Source organism: Paenibacillus cremeus, from assembly GCF_007786445.1.
Classification (GTDB): Bacteria; Bacillota; Bacilli; order Paenibacillales; family NBRC-103111; genus Paenibacillus_G; species Paenibacillus_G cremeus.
Window position 1 is genome coordinate 1 of record NZ_VNJI01000041.1, and the last position, 17,299, is coordinate 17,299.

Genomic DNA, 17,299 nt, shown 5'->3' on the forward strand with positions numbered 1-17,299 from the left:
ATAGGAATTCCGCCCCTCGTTTTGATGGTTTTTGTTGCCTCGACAACAACAACTTCCATCTGGAGGTTGCGAATTCCTTTTTTATTTCCTATAAAATCCCCCGATTTTTTCAGGGGTAACTAACTAAAAAAGAAAAACTGCATCATATTAAATTAATGTCCACAAATTGTGCCGTTGCGGTTTCAGCTCTGTTGTGCGACGTAACTGCGAGCCCCAATAAAATGGAGGGATTCATTGCGAGCTCCTTCTCCGTAAACAGCTTCCAATCGTCGCCTTCCGCACGATACCAAGCTTGAAATAGGCTTCCTCTACGCTCAAGCCGTAGCCATGTTTGCGGATATTGAACTGGGAATTTCGGGAGCATCGAGGTATAATCGGGAGGATAAATTGCCGCGCTGTCCCCGCCCTTCACCTCGCGATATTGATATTCGTACCCTCCGTTGTTTTTATTCCTCGGGCGATTATCCGGGAAGACCAAAAAGTACGCATGGGCGCTATCGGCTTCCAGTGACTCGCGGGCCATGATTCCCGCCTTCGTATACAAATTGGCACTGCTTAGTGCCTCAATGCGGACCGTAAGATCAAAGTCCCCGGTGTACTGCATATACGCAAAATGAAACTCATCTGACGTACCCCAAATATCGGCACCGCCTGCCGTAATCCGATAGCCGCTTGTAAGTTGCTCGATAACTCCCTGCAATGCCGGGCTTCCGATATCCGTACCTGTTAATAGAATGGAATTCAACTTTTTTCATCTCCCTCTATTGACTTCGTGCTTATCACTTGTTTCTCATTTCTCTCCGGACCGGCATGACACCATATTACTACCAAAGGATCCTCTTCGCTAGAAGTGAGATGATGATCTTCGCCCGGCTCGATGATTATTACATCTCCCGCGATTGTAGGGTGAAATTGCGTTTTATTAATTTCGACAAACCCTTTACCCTGAAGAATAACGAAAGCTTCACAATCTTCATGAACGTGGTAATCGGTACCACCGGGTCCATCGTTCGTATGTGCGCGAAAGCCAGCTTTTTCAAATACCAATCCTCCGTAAGCAAGATACTCTCCAGGCATGATGCCTGCAAGAATATGCTTTCCATCGCAGGAAATCGGCAGCTCGTTCAATCTGAATTGTTTCATTTCCGTTACACTCCTTTCGAAGCCGACAAATTAGGTAGAATGATATCAACACTCTGCCTTAAAGCACTTGAAGTCTTGGCAAAATAAATAATCGTCTCGTTATTCAAATAATCGGCTGCGCATGTTTCTGCTACACGTCGCTCGGCTAGTGCCGCCAAAAATTCGGTCAAACTATCCGTCGTTGCAACGTCAGAAAAATCCTCCCAGCGTTCCGCCTTCCCGCCCCTCGTCAAGCCAATCTTCTGGTCGATAAACTCGATTGCCCCCTCGGTCCCCTCGATCCGCCAGTTCCCTACCCATGGCGTCTGCGTCCCTCTCGAAGTAATAGAACCCGAATAGTTTACCCGGATGCCGCCGTCCATCTCAAGAAATAATTGCGCGTTCTGTACGGAGCCTTCTTCCTCCCAACCGCCGATGGGATTGTACAATTGCGCAAAGATACTTCGTCCTTCCTTCCCGGTCAAATAACGAACCATGTCCAGGTGATGAACGCCGATGTCCTCCAGCAGCCGTACCGTATAATTCCGCTTTACTTGGTGGTATCGGGCAAACAAGATATCGATCGTGGATATTCGCCCGATCAGACCTTGTTCCAAGAGCTGCTTCAGTTGGCGTACGGGGGCGGCACGCCTGTAATTTTCGGCAATCATGAATGGAATGTTCTTCCGAACAGCACGACTAACGATCTCTACGGACTGCTCCCAATCGAAGGAAATCGGCTTTTCGCAAAGCACGGGAAGGTTTCGGTCGAATGCAGAGTTGTTAATCTTCGAATGCACCATAGGCGGAGTAACATTGACCAGAAAATCCGCTTCTACGTTTGCGAATGCTTCCTCCAGCGAGTTGTAGAACGGAACAGCATCATTTCCCAGCTTGCTACGAAAAGCCGCATTTGTTTCCACTACAGCTGCAATCATATCCTGGTTCCGAAGCCGTTTATACCAAGAGAAGCCGGCCTCTCCGATTCCTACTAAAATCGCCTTCATCGTTTGACCTCCCAGACATGCCTTATCCTCGCACCGCACTATCAATGGCCGCCAGTTCTTCAGCAGTGAACTTCAAATTTTCAAGCGCTCCGACTGCATCCTCGATCTGGCTCACTTTGCTCGCACCAATTAAAGCCGAGCTTACTTGCGCTTTGCGAAGCACCCAAGAAATGGCCATCTGCGAAAGTTTCTGGCCGCGGCCGGCCGCTATTTCGTTAAGAACTCTTACTTTGTTCATAACTTCGTCCGTCAAGTCACTAGACTTCAGAAATACACTCTGGCCGGCAGCGCGCGAATCGCTTGGAATACCTTTTAGATAACGGTCTGTCAGTATTCCTCTGTGCAATGGAGAGTACGCAATGCAGCCGACTTTTTCCTCATCCAGCACATCAAGAAGTCCGTTCTCTGCCCAGCGGTTTAGAATCGAATAGCTAGGCTGATGGATCAAACAAGGAGTTCCGAGCCTTTTCAGGATGGATATCGCTTCCTTAGCCTCTTCCGCCTTATAATTTGAAATTCCGACATAAAGGGCTTTTCCTTGCCGCACAATCCAATCCAGTGCCGACATCGTTTCCTCTAGCGGAGTATCCGGGTCAGGACGGTGATGATAAAAAATGTCGACGTAATCAAGCCCCATACGTTTTAAGCTTTGATCGAGGCTAGATACCAGACTTTTCTTAGAGCCCCATTCTCCGTAGGGTCCGGGCCACATGTAGAAGCCTGCTTTTGTCGAAATGATCAATTCGTCTCGGTAGGCATGCAAATCGTCTTTCAGGATCTTTCCGAACGTTTCTTCCGCACTTCCGGCCGGCGGTCCATAATTATTCGCCAAGTCGAAATGGGTGATCCCCAGATCGAACGCTTTACGCACCATGGTCCGTCCATTCTCATATACATCCATTCCTCCGAAATTATGCCACAAGCCCAGAGAAACGGCCGGCAACCGAATGCCGCTTGCTCCGCAGCGGCGGTACTGCATGGATTGATATCGGTTAGCATCTGCTACATAGGTCATTTTTTACTGCCTCCCGTGAGCTTGGTTTATTTAACTGCGATGATATAGCCCTTTATCTTAGGAACCGGCGAAGCCTTCAGTTCCTCATTGACGCCGTACCATGCGAGACAAAACGTGAGCGGCAAATTGCACATATCCGTCGTCAACGACAGCCGGAATGTCCAGCAGTGTCCCTTGCGGTTAGCATTCCCTTCCCAGCCGTTGAACGGAAATGCGGGGCTAGCATCCGTGAGCGGCCACTTTCTCCCGTCCGTCGTTTGTATCCACGCCCCGGCTATTTCTTGCTTCAACCACACCTTGGTATCTTCGGGCAGTTCAACCAATACGGCGGCATACCGTCCTTCCCAAGCTTCATCAACGTTGAACGATTTCTTGAACATAGCAAGGGGCGGTTTAGATGTCAGGAGGTTATTTCCTTTCCAGCGATGTCGCGGAACGTCCAGCAATTCACCATTCTCCCGCGTCTGTACCCGGATATCCCCTATTAGCACGCCGTTCATGTGCATTCTTATAAACCGGATAGGAAGATCGACCTCAGCTAGGTCGGCAATTAGCTTATGTGCTATTGTTCTAGGTTCGATAGGCTGTCTACGATAATAGAGTACCGCTTCCACCGCATGCCATTCCCTTGCGTCTGCCGATACCTCGAACATGATGGTCCGCGGAATCACCCTTCCCTTCACCCAATCCAACACGGGGCCTGGTCCGATATTCGCCAGCATCACTTCCATACGTGCCGCCCGGTGATGCTCCCCTAGATCCAAACGCCATACGTTATCCGTTTCTCTCCAGTACAGGCTGTCGCCCCATGCCGTAGTCGGATCTCCATCCCATGCATTAGACGAGTTCCCATAGCATTCCTTTCGAAGCTTCTCCCGGAAAAATTGACGACTGCGGTTCACCTCGGAAAATTGAGAAGGTCGGGCACGATTCATAACCTGAACCTCAGTCGGATCGCTGCTCACGCTAAATCGTACCCATTCAGCCGCAGCGATATCATCCAGTTCAGGTTCCATTTGTTCGAACAGACCCAAATAGACAGAGGAACGATCAATCCGGTCTTCCGGCAAAGTTACGATTCGCACCTCATCCCGTGGCGTGACGCTCGTTTCTTTCGGCTTAATTTCGAGAACACAAACCTGAAACGGACTCATCTGAACCTGGAGCTTTCCATCCCATGCGGCGTAATTGTAGGAAGCCGTATCGCAGGACGGATAATGACGAATCACCTGATAAGCGTCGACTTCTCGCTGAAGTCCGAGCATCCCACCAACACGTATCTCTCTAGTAACTGTCTCCCAGCTGTCGTTGACTAAACAAAGCAGAGCTGACTTCCCGTCGGAATGATAAAAATCGCCCGTCGTCCTATCATATATGGTATGAGCCATCAAATCACGGAATTGCTCCGCCAGTTTCATCATTCTGGCAAGCTCCGGGTAATCCTCATCCGGGAGCAGAAACAAAGCGCCGTATATTTCCGGCGACAGCATCAGTGCGCGGCCGAACGTCTGCACGGCAAGCTCCTCCCGCCATCCTTCCAAAAACCCGTTAAAACAAACTCCATGGTCCTCAAGAAGCTCGCTGTAAGCTCCATAGTAAGTTGGTTCACCACGGCCGTATGAGCCGAACCTGGTAAACAAACGAGGCTTATCTTCGCTATATAGAAAATGATCGGGATAGCTCTCGGCCCCCATCCATAGCGTCGAATCCAGCAACGTTAGAATATATGGAGAGCTTGAAACTCTATGGTTAATAATAATGATATTTGGATTTGCAGTACGGCAGGCAGCCACCATTCGCTCCAGCTTGCGAAGATAACGTTCGTTATGATAGGGGTTATTTCCCAGCGGCACCGATACGCATACATCGAGCTTGATAATACCGATCCCGTGTTCCTTAATTATAGCCACTACCGTATCAATACGCTGCTGTTCGTCCTCCTTCGTTTCTCCGAAGCCATCGGGTCCGAGCCATGCTCCGCATTCCATACCCATGGATTTGATCCGTTCTGACATCTTTGCAAAGCCGTTTGGAAACAGCGATTCATGCTGCATTCGGTACAAGTCGAAGGTCGTTTCCCATCGCGTTTCAAAGATACCGTCATCGGCGCAAAAGAGATCAAAATGAATACCGAAAACTTCCCTTAAGAGCGCGAAATAATCGAGCAGCTGTTCAAATTCTTGCTCATGCAGCCCTTCGGAAGCATGAACGAGCCAGTCAAAATACAAGCTGGCCCGACGTGTTTTGCGCCCCCGAAGCTCTTTCAAATGACTAAGGAAAGTTTGCGGCAATACCCCAGGCAGACTGGCTCCGATCGACAAATGACGAAATTCAAAGCTTTCTCCAGGGGCCAGATCCTCACCGACAAATTGCATACATCGAAACATTCGGCCTTGAACGGAATTCTCCGCTACCGGCCAATCAATCCCGATAAATAAATGATCGTCAATAAATAATGGATGGGCGTCTACCCGCGTTAATAGTTCAGTGTCCAGCAAACCCGCATCTCCTCGGGACAAGTCATGGCTTGATGTTTGCCCCCGTATCTCTGACGGCGTATTCGCTTGGAGTAGGATTACTTCACGAATATGTACACGGCTTCCGCTTTCATTTCGCACAGTCATCGTTTGACGAATCCGATGCCCGGTAACCGAATAATTGAGAAGGAGCAATATTCCGAACTCGTCGCTTACCATGCCGATGCATATCGATTCTCCCGCCGTTTGATCAATGGACGTACAGCGCATGTCCCGGCTGCTGATTTGGATCAGGTTGTCTCCCTCCAAGAGCACGAGCGCAAATCCGGTATCCATAAGCTGGACTACAGTGCCTGCCAGTTTATTCGTAATGGCTACCGGCATCATCTGATGACTTTCCGAACCGAAGTCAAGCTCGATTGCATCGTTGCCGATTCTCTTACAAATACCTGGATCAATCTTACCCTCGATCATCTTCCTCACCTCTTCCCGTTTCGTTCCGTTTTAACTGTTCTCTTAGGCTGGCTATGACCCCAGGGTGAAATTTCCAGGCCGCATCACCCGTCAGCATTAATTCGGGGAAATGTTCCCGAAACAAGTCGCATGCTTCCTCTAATATATCTACATCGTTTTGCAACTGCTCTATGGTAATGGCTTGTTTGTCATTCTGATATAACCGAATGCCAAAGTAAGCTTTTTTATACAGTTGAAACAGTCTATCCCAGCTCTTAAGTGCATGTAAGCCGTCAAACCACAGAGGATAATTCGATAAATCAATTTGATTATCCTCAAGCAACCGTTCGATCTCGCCGACGTAAAAGCTTGTTTTTTCATTTTCTTGCAATAAAATTTGATACCATTCTTTGCTAGGCTTATCGCAATAAGCTTCAGCCATTTGATCTTTCGGAGACAACGTCCAGACTGGAAGACGATCCGCATTGCCACCCTTGATATGATCCCGAGCATACCCGAAACGGGGGAGATTGGAGTGGTCGGCTAACCATAGCTGCTCCGGGAATAGCATACGCCTTACGATTTCGGTGGCGATCCCAAGCACCTGCCATGCGCCGGGAAAATGTTCCTGTTCCCAATCCGAGACAATCTCTTGCAATGACATACTTGGATTCTGTGCACATTTCGAAAACACGAGCAGCTCAAGCTGCCCCCATGGCTGATAGATTGCGCTGTTTCCTTCTTTACCGTCATACCGATCCAATCTTAAACAGAACGTTTGAATTCCCAGAGCGTGTGCAGCTTGAATTCGTCGAAACAAAAGCTCCGGTTCCGCATAAGGGAGCACCGTCTGCATTTCATATTCATGACCCAAATCGAATTCTACCCACTGTTCTTTCTCCCCCACCTTACCAATAACCGGATTATCGGGATAGTAGGGATGCCAATCGTGGGGAACACATTTACTCATCACGGCTACCCTTTCGTCCACACCAACAATTGCGTCCAACATCTCCGTGATCTCATCGAAGCGATACACGAAATCACGAATGGCCAGCTTCGCGTTATTAACCTCGCATATCCCCTGCATCGCATCAACCAGCTGTTTTGTCCTTTGGGCAGCTGCGGATTCACCCGTAAAAGCTGAGATCACATTTGTCGGTTTGTACACTTCATACTGCGTTTCAGCGAACGTTAATACAAGCCCTTCCAGCCCAGGCAGAAGCTCTTGGAAAAAGGTTCGATACTTATTTTCTAAATGTTCCCGCAGTTCTGGATGATCGAGGTTTAATTTTCCGTTCACCAAGCAGTTTGACGGGGGGTTCAAATATTCATGCGTCCAGCTCCAAACAGCGAAGCCTTCGCTTTGCAGCAACCGGGTAACATCCCGTACTTTCTGCAGTCGAACGGAATCATGCATAATATCGTCGGCATCATGCACCAATCGGTGGCTTAGATGAAATGCCTCTATACCTCCGTATCGTTTTGCTAGTGCAATTGCATCCCGGATATAATCATCATCCAGAGTTAAAGGAAGCCAGTGGAGTTTCATCGAATTCTCCTTTACCATTAAAGAGAGCACCACTGTGCTCTCTTTTACGGTTCCTTTTCTATTGTTTATTTTAGATAACGGGCATAAGCGTCGTTGTAAATTTTGGTTACGTCATCCAATCCTGCTGTCTTTAATTTGTTAATAAAATCGTCCCAATGATCCAGCGTATCTTGACCGGTAATAAATTTCATTTGATATTGATTGGTTAAGTCCTTAATAGAAGTGAGCTTGCTTTTTAATGCAACATTTTCTTGGTCGGTAAACGACAGTGTAGGATAAGGGAACGTATTCAGATAATAACTGTTCTGCAATTTCACCGCATCACCGGTTAAGGTTCCTTTATACAGCTCCTCATCGATTTTCGGAGTGGGATTTACCGGAATGACCCAACCGAACATGCCGTATTCGTGAGACACGTCTTGATATGTCGTGTTCTCCGGTTTTTGGTACATTTTCGCCGTATACGTGGGCTTGCCGTCCTTCATTTCGTAAGAATCACCGTTAATTCCATAGCTCATTAAGGTTTGACCCTCTGGGCTAAATACATAGTTAAATAATTTAATCAAGAGCTCTGGATTTTTGGTATCTTTAGAAAGCACCGCTACGTTACCCAGCAAATTTTGCTGAACAGCAACCTGCTTGCCGTCTGGTCCTTTCAGTGGAGCAATAGCTACCATTTTTGCTTTCGGATTTTGTTTTTGAAGCACTTGCGTAAAGTAATCCGTCCTTTGTGCATTATAAATCAGGGCTCCATATTGGCCGCTAGATCCTCTCGCTTGCCACTGGGTTTTGGATAGTACGCTAAAATCCTGATCGATAAGCTTATCGGCATACAGCTTGTGAACATAAGCCAGCGCATCCTTCATTTGCGGCATGGAAGGCCCGTAGACCATCTTCCCATCTTTGATGAAGAAAGTGGAGTCCGCTCCAAACGAGGAGTAAATATCATGGAAGGTATCCGGGTTGCCGAAAACGCCCAGTGGAATCGTGGATCCGTTCCCGGCCGGGTCCTTCTCCTTAATCGTCTTCAGCATCGTATAGAATTCATCCAAATTCTCTGGAGTTTTGATCCCGTATTGATCTAACCAGTCTTGACGAACCATGAACGCATTCGCCATTATGCTTTCCCGAATCTTCGGCAGTCCGTAAATGTGGCCATCTGCAGCCTTCATATCATTGTAAATGCCCCGATCCTTCATAGCGGATAAAATATTCTGGCCATATTTTTGCAATAAATCATCGAGCGGCAGGAACGCTCCTTGAGGGCCGTACAGCTTCATGTTAACAGGTGTTGCATACATCATATCGGGCAGCTTTCCGGACGCCAGTGTAATTTTAAACTTATCTTCATAACCCGAATCGTCCGTTTTGATAAAGTTAAAATTCACGCCGGTGCGCTTTTGAAGCTCGGCCATAACCGGAGCTGTTGCCACTACAGGAGATGTAGGATTATCCAGCACCATATAGTTTATCGTAACCGGCGGATTCGCTAACGGTAATTTAGTTTCGTTAGTTGCCGTCGATGCGATGCTTTTGGAATCCGTGCCTTTGGAAGAAGCTGCATCGGTGCCCGAAGCCTGATTTGACGTACAGCCGACAATGGCCGTGATCATCGCGACACTAAGTATTGTTCTGTTTGTTGTCCGTAATAATTTCACCTTGATATGACCTCCTGCGTTCAGATATGAAACCTATAACAAAGCGATTCGTTTTACCGCTTTATTACCTTCCTTAGCCTTTCACGGAGCCGACCATAATCCCGCTAACGAAGTGGCGCTGAATGAAAGGATATACGATGATAATTGGAGTGGAAACAATCATAATCATCGTGTATTTCAAAGATTCGGTCATAATCGAATTGTCCACAGATGTGCCTGTCGTATCAACGGCACCGGAAGTTTGACTGCCAATCACAATATTTCGCAAGAATATTTGAATGGGAAATCGCTGTGGATCATTCAGATAGATTAAGGCATTAAAGTAACTGTTCCAATGTCCTACGGCGTAAAACAAAGTAATAGTTGCAAGCGCCGGCATTGACAAGGGAACCATGATTCGATATAACACCTGCATATCCGTACAGCCGTCTATGATGGCCGCCTCTTCCAATTCTTTCGGGATATTCTCAAAGAACGTCTTTAACAGCAGTAAATTCCAAGCGCTTATCGCCGTAGGTAAGATTAACGCCCAGCGTGTATCAAGCAAGCCTAAATTTTTGACGATTAAGAAAGTAGGGATTAAACCTCCGCTAAACATCAATGTGAAAGTAACCAAGATAATGAAAAAATTGCGAAATACTAAGGTCTTTCGGGACAAGGAATAGCCCATCATCGCTGAAAGAACGATATTGACTGCCGTTCCGACAGTGGTATAGAACAACGTATTCATATAGCCGATACCGATTTGCGGATAGAGCAGCAGCTTCTGGTATGCAGCCAGACTAAAACCTACCGGCCATAACCACACTTTATTTTGAAGCACAGCTAACGGATCGCTGATAGAAGATGAGAATACGTATAGGAAAGGATAGAGTGTGGCTGCAACAACAATGAACACCAAGGTCACGCTGACCGCTATAAATAACTTGTCATCCCGACTTATCCGCGTATGCATAAGCTGCGCTCCTTACCATAGACTGTGATCAGTAACTTTACGGCTGATCCGATTCGCAATCAAAATCAATACAATTCCGACCACGGAATTAAATAAATCCACGGCCGCTGCAAAGCTGTAATCGGTTCCGACAAGCCCCCGCCGATATACATAAGTACTTAGAACATCGGCAGTGTCATAGGTGGAAGGATTATATAAGAGGATAATAGACTCCGCCCCCACCTCCATTAAACGACCAATTTGCAACACAAGCATAATCACAATGGTTGGAAGAATTCCTGGCAACGTGATGTGCCACGTCTGGCGCCATCGGTTAGCACCATCTAGCTTGGCCGATTCATACAGCTCGGAGCTAATTCCCGTCAAGGCCGCTAAATAAATGATAGAACCCCATCCGATATCTTTCCAAATATTCATCAAGACATAAACCGGTCGGAAATATTGAGGATCCATCATGAAATTGATCGGACTTACGCCGAACAAAGTATGCAGCAGCTTGTTGATGATACCGGTTTCCGGAGAAAGAAAGTTTACCACTAATCCTGCGATGACGACGGTAGAAATGAAGTGAGGCAGAAAGGTGACGGATTGCGTAATTCGTTTTACGTATTTCCCGGTTAATTCGTTAAACGCTATCGCCAATAAAATAGGAGCAGGGAAACCAAACAAAATATTATAGAAACTGATTAAAAAGGTATTACGAATTAATATCGGGGCTTCCGGGCTTTGAAAAAATTGCACAAAGTTATCCAGCCCCACCCATGGACTCCCCGAAATACCACGGAATATGCTATAATTTTTGAAAGCAATAACGATCCCGTACATGGGGCCATATTTGAAGATTAGAAAATAAACCAAACCAGGCAACAGCATGAGAAGCAAATAACGGTCTCGGATTATTTTTGCAATTAGCTTCGTTAATTTGATTTGAGGATGCGTCCTCGTTGTACTTATCGGAATATTCACTTCCGGCATCCTTTACTCGCTCCTTCCCTCCATCTATTATTAAAGCCGTATTTTATTTCTTGTTCTTAATCATGAAAGCGGATACGAAAAAAGTAAATATCCGATTTTCCAATCATCTTGTAAATTCATGGAGTGCAGGTATTTACGCGAAATCACGTTTTTTCCGGCTATCTCGTTATTTCATAATGCCTAGCTTAGAATGAGGTGAAGAATCATGATAAAACGATTAAAGATGTCAAATGTTTTTTACAAATTTTTGTTATCCTACATTCTCGTGATCCTCATTCCGATTTTGGGACTAGGCTCGCTATCCTATCTTGTGTTTTCAAGCTCGATACAGAAGGAAGCTCAACGCAATAATGCGCTTATCCTAAGCAATATGTCCGATACGCTGGATCAGCAATTAACAAATACCAAGAATATGATGTACCAGACTGTGTTGAATCTGAATGGGTCCGCTAAAGATTACAACAAGCTGCAGGAAGCGATTACCCTGTTGTCGCGAATCGCGAACACGGACAAGTTTATCGACGATATTTTTGTTTACTATCCTGAAACGAATCAAGTGATACGTTCCGACGGGCTATATCAAGCCGATTATTTCTTCGAGCATTTTTATCAATATGAGGATCCATCACCGATAACGAAGCTCGATTCGTCTTCGCACAACGATTTCTCGGTCATTCCTACCGGAAATATCAGATATAAAGATCATGATCCCAAAAAAATGGTTACCTTCCTTACTTCGTTCCCTTTGTATAATCAAAGAACGGACGGGACATTATTCGTTCTCGTCAATTCCGATAAGCTTCAATCCATCATCACCCAATCCTTGCATGGTTCCGCCGACCAGAGTCAGATTCTAATTACTAACGAAGACGCGCAAACGATCGCTTTTTCCAAACTATCGAAGAACTCTCCGTCAATCCATGAAACTACGAAGCTTTTGAACGATCATTTACCGGATACCGGAGCTGAATTTATGAATATCAAGCAGGGAGATATTTCGTTATCCGCTATCCATTCAAAGGTGATCGACTGGAAATACATAGTTTTAACGTCCATTCATCAAACCTCTCAGCAAGCGGACTCGATTCGATTTTTAACCTTGCTCATTTGTGTCATTCTGCTGGTAGTCGGGGTCGTATTGGCCGTCGTCATTGCGCATAATTTCACGAAACCGGTTTATGAAATTATGAACATTTTTAAAGCCGATTCACGCTTAAACAGCGTACCTACTTCGAGGAAGGACGAGTTCCAGATCATCTTGCAGCATTTGCGCTTAGTGATGAGCGATCATCAGATGCTGGAGAAAAGCTCAGAAATCAACCAAAAGCTGTTGAAGGATTATTATGTAAAATCAATTATCTTAGGTGATGATGTAAAAAAAACAGAGAAGACGGATAAGCTCGAGACACTTTTCGTGTATTCCTTATTTACGGTTATTGTTATTCGAGTGGTAACGGAAGATCTAGCCTTCGAGCCATATTCGCAGGAAAGCTATATAAAGAACCATGCCATCGATGTAGTAGAGAGCTTGCTCACCGGGCACAACGAAATCGTAGCCTTATTAACGAATACGGGCGGAAGCACGATCTCCATTTTAGCCAACTTCCAGAATGAGGTCCCGTTGAGGCAGCATTTGGAGCTCATTCGAGATCGATTAAGTGAAGAAGTACAGACACGTATTTGGATCGGGGTTGGAAATTTCTATCAAAGCTTGCACCGTATCGATCAGTCCTACAAAGAAGCGACCTCAGTTTTACAATATCGTAGCATGAGTGCAAAGCCGCAAATTTTGTATTATGCCGATTATTCTGATGCAATTCAGCATGTTCCCATAACGGCGGACATTGAGAACCAACTTACTTGGGCGCTTCTGGCTGGCGACGATGTGAAAGCAACTGAACACCTGAATCTTCTGTTTGCGCAATTGAATGATGATCATAATTTTGCTCAGATTCAGCAATGTGGTCACAATCTCATCAGAATTATCGATAAGGTACTCAGCCAAAATCAGCTTCATAAATCAAAGGTGCTAGGTGAATGGTATGACCTGTTGCACGTGAACGATACCTTTACGTTAAACGAAATTAAGGATCATGTAACGAAGACGTTTCAAAAAGTTTGTGCTTATTTTAGTGACAGATCGGGATCACAAGATAAACAATTGGAGGAAGATCTACGCGCCTATATTTATCAATACTACAATCGAGATCTGTCGCTGGATCTGATATCATCTAATTTCAATATGAATTCCAAGTATGTGAGCCGCTTTTTTAAAGAACGCTTTGGCATTAACTTCTTAGATTTCCTTAATCAGTACCGCATTATGAGGGCTAAGGAATTATTAATCCGTGATCCCCAGTTACGAATTAACCAAATTGCTAATCAAGTAGGCATCGGAAATGTGAATACATTTATTTCCGTATTTAAGAAATACGAAGGGGTGACACCCGGTAAGTATCGGGATCTTGTGGAAGCCAACATGTAGAAAACCGAAAACTTACGGACGAAATGAAGCGGCCTTAGTCCGATGGAATTTGGGACAAGGCCGCTTAAAAGTACTTTACGAAGATTCGCTTCGACCAATAGCCGGAAGGACGGCGGATCTATCGCAGTGGGGCAATAAATCCTGCCGTCCTTCCGATGTTCAATCATGCCTATACAAGAGGAGCGGGTCGTCTTTCTAATTCTCATCGGATGTATACTATGCGATTCAGCCACCAATTTCTGCTTTCATTAGTTCTCGAGTGAGCGTTAATTTCTCGTGTTCCGAAAGCTATTTATTCCTCTTTAGCTCTTGTCTTTTGGCTTGTTCAGTCGCGTCAAAGGCTTTTGGTTTATCCGATTTAAGATTATTTACAACCCCAATTGGGTTTCTTCCCCAGCGTTATTTCCCCTTGTTAATCTTGCAACCTCAAATAGCGCATGATTTAGTTGATGTTTAAGGGAAGTATTTTCTTCACGTAGTGAAATTATTAATTCCACCATGAGACATATTTCCTTCTGTGCTTTGATTATTTCTTCCCGGGAATTATTGGATATCACAAACATTTTTGTCTTCCTCCCATATTTTGATTTAGGAGGCAAGAACAATAAATCGTACTTGCCCCATTGTAAATTATGTTAAATATGCTTCTCTATCGCACTTCCAACCTGAAGGATAAATTCGATATCTGCGGGGTAACTAATGACAATCTCTACAGCACCCACACCTTGAATGTCTTGGATGGAGAAGGATACCCCCAACTCTTGTACTACGCTCATTAAAAATGGATCAAATGTATGGGACTCATAATTTACGGTGATACCATTTCTTTGTGATGATCTAACGTTAAAGTGGCTGCAACGAGCTATATACATGGTGTCCTGTGTGGGGTTGGGATCTATTGGCGGAACTGACGTGATACGATAAGTCATCTTTTGTAATTCGAAGATAGTTTGATAAGGACTTACGCAAAGGTGTCAACAGCAGGCCAGTCACTTGATTCACAAATGGACGCATTAAAAAAGGCAGGCACGTTCAACGGATAAAAAGAAGTTAGACAAAACAATCAAACTGGAGAATTTACGGTAGCTCAAATTGAGCAAATGACAGGTGTTAGCAAAGGTTCACTTTTCCGCGAATTTAATCAACGGAAGCAGGAAGTTACACAAGTGACAGAGACAGTCTGAGAGCCGTTGAAGGGCTGTATAAGAACTGATATGAGCAAGAGCCACCCATATGCCCCCTTTAGGTAGACAGGCGAAATAATTTATCTAAAGGGGGAGCATATCAATCCAGGAGGCTTTTTATTTTATCTTAATCTTAAGGCGCTTCTAAAGACTTCATAAACCCCACTAGTGCCGAATTAAACACTAATCATTTCCTTGGTGAGGTTTGCCCTCGTTTGCTTCGTACCCAATATTTTTCAAAATGGTTATACGCACATGTGCCGAGGCTCTTAGGATGGTTGTACCAGTCGAATAGGTATTTAAGAAAGTACTGTACACATTTATCAGAAAAATATTGCTTTTAGCCAAAATGAGAAGCGGGAGGTTTAGCGGCATTAGTTTTAATAATGACTTCATCAAAAAACAATCCAATTCAGACTATTGGATTGCTTTACTATATTGAATCAAATTTATCTGTATATTAAGTGCCATCCCCCTATTGGAGGAATAAAATGGACATATTAGATTGGGCACTTGTATAATCATTTTCCTTTAGCTCTCCATTTAATATATTAACTTTATTATTGAAACTTAAATAGTAGGTGAGGGGAAATGGGATAAATATAATCGAAGATAATAATAAGTTGGATTTGTTTAATAGACTTAAGTTTACCAAAGGGGGTTTTGGCTATTAATGGTATTTCTGCCTTTTCTGAGCTACCATTGATTGACGGTGGAAATTTTATCGAGATACCAATCGATGGTGGAAATTTTACGGATAATTTGAGCGAGGATTTAATAGACGGCGGCAGTTTTAAATCACAAAGCATAAGAACCCCCACAGGTATTTCCATTAACAAGAGTATTGATATCATTGAAATAGGAGAGAACTTTGCCGTTATGGCTACTCCTATACCTTATGATATTAATTATAGCAATATGGTTATCTGGGAATCTTCCGACCCTAATGTTTGTCCGGTTAATTATGGAGTCCTAGAGGGGAAATCGGTAGGTTTGGTTACCATCACTGCCTATGACACCACGAGAACGTATTCAAAAAGTTTTCAAGTTCAAGTGGTTCCGCCAGCAACAGAATCGTTTTCACAAGATCAAATTTACAATGTGTCTATTGCGGACTATGGAATTTCCATCGATAATTCCCATTCTGTTGAGACAACTAATGGAATTATGAAAGCGTTAAGTTTTGCTTCCCAAAATGGTTATAAAAAAATTGTATTCCCAAAGGGAGTTTACTTGGTGACACCTGATGCAGGCACTATTAAACTCCCAGATAATATGTTGATTGATTTTAGCGATTCAACTGTCAACATAGAGTTAAGTAGTAAAATTAGCGTTGGTTACACAATGTTTGTCATGGATAATGTGGAATATACTAAGTTAATCAACGTTAATGTTTATGGTGAAGCTGATTTTACAACTGTAGCAAATTCTAATGAAGGTAATATTTCTTTACAAATTGTCGACTGTTATAAGTCCGGAATTGAAAATTGTACCTTTAGTAAGTCATCAGGATTTAATGTTATAACAGGAACTAAACGTTTTAAAGATGGAACAGGAGACACTTGGATCACTTATTCTAACTTTGAACCGGGGAGCATTGACAGCTTTGGAAACCTTGATGATAAAACAATTACTTTCCATTTTAGAACTCCTAACTTTATCGATGTATCCCGTTTGGGAAGCTATTATATGCTTGGCTATAATCAAGGCTACTGGGATTATCAATATTTGCGATCTAGGTTATATAGCATTTATTTTTATGATAAAAACTATCAATTTATTGAAGGTCAACAATATAACTTTCAATATTATAATTACGAGAAACCTGTAAATGCCTATTATGCAAAAATTGTAGTGTATCAGGATACCGCCCCTACATCCGGAGATACGGATTTCAACGGAGCCGTTGTATTTATAAGGACATTAGGAATTCCTAGAAGATGCTTTATTAAAAATTCTACATTTGAAGACAACTTTTCTACTGGCTTAGCAATGACCGGTGGGCAAGATTGGACAATAACAGGAAACACCTTTTCACGTAACTCAGGTAGAATGCCTGGTTGTGATATTGACTGGGAAGATGGATGGGATGCAATGGTTGGGGATATTGTTAAAAATAATACTTTTAACTCAATATTAGGTATTGTTACTGCCGGAGGGGCTAACATCTCTATTTTTGACAATCGTTTTAATAATTCCTATCTTTACATTTGGCCAAGAACACAAAATTGGAGAGTATTTAGGAATACATTTAACGGTAAAGCTGCTGGACAATATGATATTCAACTTGGAGCACAAGGAGACTCCATTTTTGCTGAAAATTTACTAAAAACCATCCGTTATTATACTACAAAAAACGACACAAGTGCGGCATATGAGGTCCATGCAATAAACAATACTTTAGTATAATGATTAG

Annotated in this window: 12 protein-coding genes; 2 read left to right on the top strand and 10 right to left on the bottom strand. The window is 44.0% G+C overall.

Annotated features, from left to right (window positions below; all coding sequences use genetic code 11):
• Positions 1 to 142 precede the first annotated feature (142 nt).
• From FPZ49_RS24885 to FPZ49_RS24925, 9 genes are all read right to left on the bottom strand, one after another.
• Entirely contained in the window at positions 143 to 745 is a 603-nt protein-coding gene (locus FPZ49_RS24885) for a DUF1349 domain-containing protein (RefSeq protein WP_144852242.1), read from the bottom strand.
• Positions 742 to 1,143 (bottom strand): cupin domain-containing protein, encoded by a 402-nt coding sequence (locus tag FPZ49_RS24890; protein ID WP_144852245.1) that lies wholly within the window; start codon positions 1,141 to 1,143, stop codon positions 742 to 744. Before FPZ49_RS24890 ends, FPZ49_RS24885 begins: the two co-directional genes overlap by 4 nt.
• 5 nt (positions 1,144 to 1,148) lie before the next feature.
• Positions 1,149 to 2,129 carry a Gfo/Idh/MocA family protein gene (locus FPZ49_RS24895; protein ID WP_144852248.1) on the bottom strand — a complete coding sequence of 327 codons (981 nt, stop codon included), beginning with the start codon at positions 2,127 to 2,129 and terminating at the stop codon, positions 1,149 to 1,151.
• A gap of 22 nt (positions 2,130 to 2,151) precedes the next feature.
• Positions 2,152 to 3,144 carry an L-glyceraldehyde 3-phosphate reductase gene (gene mgrA, locus FPZ49_RS24900; protein WP_144852251.1) on the bottom strand — a complete coding sequence of 331 codons (993 nt, stop codon included), beginning with the start codon at positions 3,142 to 3,144 and terminating at the stop codon, positions 2,152 to 2,154.
• 26 nt (positions 3,145 to 3,170) lie between these two features.
• Positions 3,171 to 6,095 carry a hypothetical protein gene (locus FPZ49_RS24905; protein WP_144852253.1) on the bottom strand — a complete coding sequence of 975 codons (2,925 nt, stop codon included), beginning with the start codon at positions 6,093 to 6,095 and terminating at the stop codon, positions 3,171 to 3,173.
• Positions 6,082 to 7,626 carry a hypothetical protein gene (locus tag FPZ49_RS24910; RefSeq protein ID WP_144852256.1) on the bottom strand — a complete coding sequence of 515 codons (1,545 nt, stop codon included), beginning with the start codon at positions 7,624 to 7,626 and terminating at the stop codon, positions 6,082 to 6,084. Before FPZ49_RS24910 ends, FPZ49_RS24905 begins: the two co-directional genes overlap by 14 nt.
• 65 nt (positions 7,627 to 7,691) lie before the next feature.
• Positions 7,692 to 9,284: an extracellular solute-binding protein gene (locus tag FPZ49_RS24915; protein WP_144852259.1), complete on the bottom strand. Its 1,593-nt coding sequence runs from the start codon at positions 9,282 to 9,284 to the stop codon at positions 7,692 to 7,694.
• A gap of 73 nt (positions 9,285 to 9,357) precedes the next feature.
• On the bottom strand, positions 9,358 to 10,239 hold the full coding sequence (locus tag FPZ49_RS24920; RefSeq protein WP_144852261.1) for a carbohydrate ABC transporter permease: 882 nt from the start codon (positions 10,237 to 10,239) through the stop codon (positions 9,358 to 9,360).
• A 12-nt stretch (positions 10,240 to 10,251) separates the two neighbouring features.
• Complete coding sequence (locus FPZ49_RS24925) at positions 10,252 to 11,214, bottom strand: ABC transporter permease (protein ID WP_144852264.1); 963 nt, start codon at positions 11,212 to 11,214, stop codon at positions 10,252 to 10,254.
• A gap of 205 nt (positions 11,215 to 11,419) precedes the next feature.
• Here FPZ49_RS24925 and FPZ49_RS24930 point away from each other — a divergent pair, with 205 nt between their 5' ends.
• Positions 11,420 to 13,699, top strand: a complete 2,280-nt coding sequence (locus tag FPZ49_RS24930; RefSeq protein ID WP_144852266.1) for a helix-turn-helix domain-containing protein — start codon at positions 11,420 to 11,422, stop codon at positions 13,697 to 13,699.
• A 368-nt stretch (positions 13,700 to 14,067) separates the two neighbouring features.
• Here FPZ49_RS24930 and FPZ49_RS24935 read toward each other — a convergent pair whose 3' ends face one another.
• Positions 14,068 to 14,262, bottom strand: a complete 195-nt coding sequence (locus tag FPZ49_RS24935; RefSeq protein ID WP_144852270.1) for a hypothetical protein — start codon at positions 14,260 to 14,262, stop codon at positions 14,068 to 14,070.
• A gap of 1,284 nt (positions 14,263 to 15,546) precedes the next feature.
• Between FPZ49_RS24935 and FPZ49_RS24940 the strand changes: the two genes are divergently transcribed.
• Positions 15,547 to 17,292, top strand: coding sequence for a right-handed parallel beta-helix repeat-containing protein (locus FPZ49_RS24940; protein ID WP_144852273.1), 1,746 nt, complete (start codon positions 15,547 to 15,549; stop codon positions 17,290 to 17,292).
• The last annotated feature ends 7 nt before the right edge of the window (positions 17,293 to 17,299 follow it).

Bases quoted from the DNA above. Each gene is read 5' to 3' on its own strand.
- FPZ49_RS24890 (WP_144852245.1), bottom strand. From the start codon at position 1,143: ATGAAACAATTCAGATTGAACGAGCTGCCGATTTCCTGCGATGGAAAG.
- FPZ49_RS24895 (WP_144852248.1), bottom strand. From the start codon at position 2,129: ATGAAGGCGATTTTAGTAGGAATCGGAGAGGCCGGCTTCTCTTGGTAT.
- mgrA (WP_144852251.1), bottom strand. From the start codon at position 3,144: ATGACCTATGTAGCAGATGCTAACCGATATCAATCCATGCAGTACCGC.
- FPZ49_RS24905 (WP_144852253.1), bottom strand. From the start codon at position 6,095: ATGATCGAGGGTAAGATTGATCCAGGTATTTGTAAGAGAATCGGCAAC.
- FPZ49_RS24910 (WP_144852256.1), bottom strand. From the start codon at position 7,626: ATGAAACTCCACTGGCTTCCTTTAACTCTGGATGATGATTATATCCGG.
- FPZ49_RS24920 (WP_144852261.1), bottom strand. From the start codon at position 10,239: ATGCATACGCGGATAAGTCGGGATGACAAGTTATTTATAGCGGTCAGC.
- FPZ49_RS24925 (WP_144852264.1), bottom strand. From the start codon at position 11,214: ATGCCGGAAGTGAATATTCCGATAAGTACAACGAGGACGCATCCTCAA.
- FPZ49_RS24930 (WP_144852266.1), top strand. From the start codon at position 11,420: ATGATAAAACGATTAAAGATGTCAAATGTTTTTTACAAATTTTTGTTA.
- FPZ49_RS24935 (WP_144852270.1), bottom strand. From the start codon at position 14,262: ATGTTTGTGATATCCAATAATTCCCGGGAAGAAATAATCAAAGCACAG.